Here is a 4,377-nt window from a genome sequence, read left to right on the forward strand (position 1 = left end):
GCCGGCAGATGCACGGCGGAAACTCGAAGCTGTCGATCGAACAGCAGATCATTCGGCGAAAGCCCAATCTCCAGTCCACTCAAGCAGTCGTGTTGGTGACCGCCGCGGAGGCGGCGTACTGCCCCTGACCAGCCCGTCGGCAGACGGTTGAGTGGCTTTGACGCGGCGCTGGAACGCGATCCGGCTCCACACGTCGTCGAGAGAGGCGTACGTTTGGGTGAGCGTGCCCGGGTCCCCGGTGCGGCCATCGCCGAACGGTCGTCCGAGGAGGATCCGCCCATGATCCAGCCCGGAACGAACGGGCACGGAATGCAGCTCGCGGTCCCCAAGGTGCTCGACCACCCGAATCCTTCGGCTCCGCGCCCGTTCGACGTCCGGGCGCAGAGCACCCGCGACGTCATGGTGGTGACGGCCACCGGTGAACTCGACGCACTGACCGCACCACGGTTGGACGACGCGATCACGAGCGCGCTGCGGGTGCCATCGATCGCACTCATCGTGGATCTCTCGGAACTGGACTTCCTGTCCTCGGCAGGCATGGCCAGCCTGGTCGCCGGGAATCGAGCTGCCGGCGGTTCGAAACAGTTCTGCGTCGTTGCCGACGGACCGGTCACTGCTCGACCGATGAAGCTGATCGGTCTCGACAGCGAACTACGTCTCTATCCGAGCATGGACGCCGCACTGAACGCCATTCATTGAACATTCCCGTCGTGTAACCGTCGTGGGGTTCATCGTGGGGCCGTGTGCGATTCTGGCCCGGTGAAGCTCTACGCGTCCATCGCCTGCCTGGTCCTGCTGATCGCATCCTTTGTCACCGCGTGTCACCAGCAGCCCACGCCGACCGATCTGGACCGCATCGTCAGCAGCGGAGTCGTGCGGGTATGCAGCACGGGCGACTACCGCCCCTTCACCTACCGCAACCCGCAGGGGCAGTGGAGCGGCATGGACGTCGACCTGGCCGGCGACCTCGCCACCCATCTGGGCGTCACGCTGCGTCTGGTGCCGACCACCTGGTCGAACCTGATGAACGACCTGGACACCAAGTGCGATCTCGCGATGGGTGGCATCACCGTCACCCCCGACCGGGCGAAGAAGGCGCGGTACTCGGACCCCTACCTGCGGGACGGAAAAGCCGCCGCCGTCCGGTGCGTCGACTCGGCGCGATTCCGATCGCTGGCCGACATCGACCGGCCGGGGGTGCGCGTGGTGGTCAACCCGGGCGGGACGAACGCTGACTTCGACAAGGCGAACCTGAAGAAAGCCACCGTCATCGGGTACCCCGACAACAACACCATCTTCGAACAGATCACCGACGGCAAGGCCGACGCGATGATCACCGATGCCAGCGAAATCCGTTGGCAAAGAACGCAGAACCCGCAGCTCTGCGGCGTCGGCGTCGACCATACGTTCAACTCGGCGCAGAAGGCCTACCTGATCCCCAGCTCGGGCGTGGTGACTCAGCAACGGGTCAACCAGTGGCTCAACGAAATCGCCAACGACGGCACCTACGCCAAGTTCAGCCAGAAGTGGCTGGGGAGCGTCATCGGGCCCTGAGGCCGCGGGCTCGACGAATTCGACTGCCTCGACCCACTTCACGTGCTTGAAGCCCAATTCTGGTTCGTTGCGTGGCCGCAATGGAACGCCGTGGAGGGACGAGAGACCTTCGCACTCCGAGAATCGGATCAGTTGCAGCTGGCAGGTACGCCCAGATTCGGGCTAGCCGGGGGCCTAAATTGCGGTCAGCGTTGACGACATCGGCGACCCAGACCGGGATTCTTTCAGTCATGATTGCCGCACACGCGCCGAATCGGGTAGTCGGCGGCACCAACACGGCCAGGCTGGTGAAGGGCAGTCAGGGCAGCGTGGAGTATGCGGTCGAAGCGATTGGCACATTCTCTCTGGTGTTCACCGTCGGCGCTGCCGTCGGGAGCGCCAGCCCGTTCGCCCTCTTGGGTCTAGGTGCGGTGCTCGTCGTGATGGTCTACTCCGGAAGCTACCTACCCGGAGGGCATTACAACCCCGCCGTGACTCTTGCGATGCTGATGCGGCACCGCGTCGCGCTACGGGATGCGATCGCACACTGGATCGTCCAGCTCGGCGCCGGGCTGCTCGCCGCGGCGGTAGTGCGGGGAATCGTCGATCCTGCGCAAGTCGCGAGCAACGCGGCGATGGGCCCGGCCGGCCACACCCTGGTGATCGCGCTCGTTCTGGAGCTGATAATTACATTTGCCCTGTGCTACATGATGCTCGACGTGGCCACCAGCAAAAGACATTCGAATAGCTCCCGCTATGGCCTAGCGCTCGGGTTCACCGTGTTGGCAGGCGCTTTCGCGGTCGCTGCGATCTCCGGTGGCCCCTTCAACCCGGAAGCGTCGCTTGGCACTTCGGTGATGGCCATGTTCGCGTGGCCCACGTTGTGGGTGTATCTGGTGGCGCAGATACTCGCCGGACTGGCGGCCGGAGTCACCTTTCTCGCGCTCGACCCGACGATCGGTGAATCTGACTGGCGCACTAATCCCCTTCCTGACCAAGCTAATCCGACCGACAACCACGAGGCGCTCCGATGAACAAGTCCTCCGGTCCCGACACGTTCCATCCCGATATTGCGGTCGTGGGTGATCCGATGGCGGACTTCACCGCCCTTGTCGCTCGCTGGCGCCGCCGAGGAACGGTTGGGGCCACTCCGCCGTCGATCGCGCAGCGGGCGCTCGGGCGGCCAGACCAAGTGGACGCTCGCGCATTGCTCGGCTCGGCCCGTGTCCCCACGATCATCGCGATCGGTCCGTTCGACGATCGCACACACGCCCATCAACTGGCCGCCGCATTCATCGCAGTGCGACAGCAGTTTAAGGCGCAGCTCGTTCTCCTTGGAGAAGGAGTGCAGCGCGCCGTCGTGATACGGGAGACCTCCCAGCGAGCTGTCGGGACGAGTGTGCACGTGGTGAGCGGCTCCTGCGAAGACCGATGGTCCGACGTGGTCACCACTGCAGATGTGGTTGTGCTCAGCAGCTCATCGGGGACTACCACGCTGCTGGACGTGCTGGCTGCGGGGAGGGCGGTGGTCGCTCCAGCCGACCCGACAACCGTACAGCTGGTCGTACCGGGCATCGCTGGGCTGGTCTACCCGCCGGGGGATCTGTCCGGGATGACTGCGGCGCTTCTGCGGCTCTTGACCGAACCGGCGCTGCGTCGCGGAATGGGCGGTCGCGCAATAAATGTCGCACGTCGGCATCACCTGGAAACTCTGGCGAGAGATCAGTACGAGGAAGGGAATCGGGTATGAGTTGGCTCATGAATCGACTGTTGTTGTGGGTCGTCGACATCCTCGACCGCAAGCCAGCGCAATGACCGACGCGCACCCCACACCCACCACGACGAATGCCGGCATCCCCGTGGAAAGCGACGAGCACTCGCTGACCATCGGCCCCCACGGGCCGATCCTCCTGCACGACCGCTACCTCATCGAGCAGCTGGCACAGTTCAACCGCGAACGGGTACCCGAGCGTCAGCCGCACGCCAAGGGTTCCGGCGCATTCGGCCGATTCGAGGTCACCTTCAGGATGTCAGCGCATTTACCAAGGCGGCGGTGTTTGCATCCGGGGCCATGATCGACACGGTGATCCCGTTCTCCACGGTGGCCGGTGAGCGTGGCAGCGGAGATACCTGGCGCGCTGCCCCTACAAGATGGCGCCGGTGATCGCGGCGACAAGGCGGGCGTGGAAACCGACGTGCTCGGGATTCGTCTGGATCGCTTGGCGCAGAACGATCTCGACGTCATCACCGCCGTCCACCCTCGGCCGAACTTCAACAACGGGATCCTTCAGGCATTCACCGAGGGGTTCCAAGAACGGCCCGATACCCACATTTGGGACCGTCAACGCGGACGTAGCACCGCTGCTGCTCACTGGTAGAACACGATTCCTGTTGACGGGTAGCACAAATGGATGGCAGCAAGGGCGACATCGGTTCACTGGAAGGGAATCCTGGAAGGAGTCCAGGCTTTGGGCTACCACCTCCGAAGGAGTAATCACCATGGGTACCAAATTGAAGTACTTCGCAACGCTGTTTGCCGCAGGAGCTGGCGCGGCCGCGATCGCAGCGGCGCCGATCGCAGCGGCCGCTCCCGCTCCCGCTCCAACCGCGGCTGTGCAGCAGTCCTGCTCATCGACCGGTTCGGGATCCCTGTGCCAGTCGCCGGGCAATGTCGAGCTCAACGACTCCCCTCCTCCCGTTAGTTTCGACCCCTACGGAGGCGAGGAATTTCTGATGGGCGGCTACGGCGGCTTTCACGGCGGCGGCGGCGGCATTCACGGCGGCGGCGGACACCGGTAGCGGTCATTGACCAGGCCGCGTTTGGGTCAGGTTGACGATGTACAT

General features: G+C 64.3%; 7 protein-coding genes and 1 pseudogene. All 8 read left to right on the forward strand.

Features of this window, described 5'->3' with window-relative positions; genetic code table 11:
* Nucleotides 1-8: 8 nt before the first annotated feature.
* The gene (locus ACRDUX_RS37375; protein ID WP_526422021.1) at nucleotides 9-128 is read left to right on the forward strand and encodes a DUF732 domain-containing protein; all 120 of its coding nucleotides are present in this window, start codon (nucleotides 9-11) and stop codon (nucleotides 126-128) included.
* 151 nt (nucleotides 129-279) lie between these two features.
* Nucleotides 280-699, forward strand: coding sequence for an STAS domain-containing protein (locus tag ACRDUX_RS37380; RefSeq protein ID WP_526422012.1), 420 nt, complete (start codon nucleotides 280-282; stop codon nucleotides 697-699).
* 60 nt (nucleotides 700-759) lie between these two features.
* A complete protein-coding gene (locus tag ACRDUX_RS37385; protein ID WP_526422014.1) occupies nucleotides 760-1,554 on the forward strand; it encodes a transporter substrate-binding domain-containing protein in 795 nt (264 codons plus the stop codon).
* A gap of 230 nt (nucleotides 1,555-1,784) precedes the next feature.
* Entirely contained in the window at nucleotides 1,785-2,567 is a 783-nt protein-coding gene (locus ACRDUX_RS37390) for an MIP/aquaporin family protein (protein ID WP_526422016.1), read from the forward strand.
* Entirely contained in the window at nucleotides 2,564-3,283 is a 720-nt protein-coding gene (locus tag ACRDUX_RS37395; protein WP_526422018.1) for a glycosyltransferase, read from the forward strand. The genes ACRDUX_RS37390 and ACRDUX_RS37395 overlap by 4 nt, the downstream gene beginning before the upstream one ends.
* Before the next feature lie 61 nt (nucleotides 3,284-3,344).
* Nucleotides 3,345-3,670 (forward strand): annotated as a pseudogene (locus ACRDUX_RS37400) (catalase); the annotation flags it as partial.
* A complete protein-coding gene (locus ACRDUX_RS37405; RefSeq protein ID WP_526422023.1) occupies nucleotides 3,642-3,911 on the forward strand; it encodes a hypothetical protein in 270 nt (89 codons plus the stop codon). The pseudogene ACRDUX_RS37400 and the gene ACRDUX_RS37405, both read left to right, overlap by 29 nt.
* 121 nt (nucleotides 3,912-4,032) lie before the next feature.
* Nucleotides 4,033-4,332: a hypothetical protein gene (locus ACRDUX_RS37410; RefSeq protein WP_526422020.1), complete on the forward strand. Its 300-nt coding sequence runs from the start codon at nucleotides 4,033-4,035 to the stop codon at nucleotides 4,330-4,332.
* Nucleotides 4,333-4,377: the final 45 nt, after the last annotated feature.

This window comes from Mycobacterium sp. (assembly GCF_050701675.1).
Lineage (GTDB): Bacteria > Actinomycetota > Actinomycetes > Mycobacteriales > Mycobacteriaceae > Mycobacterium.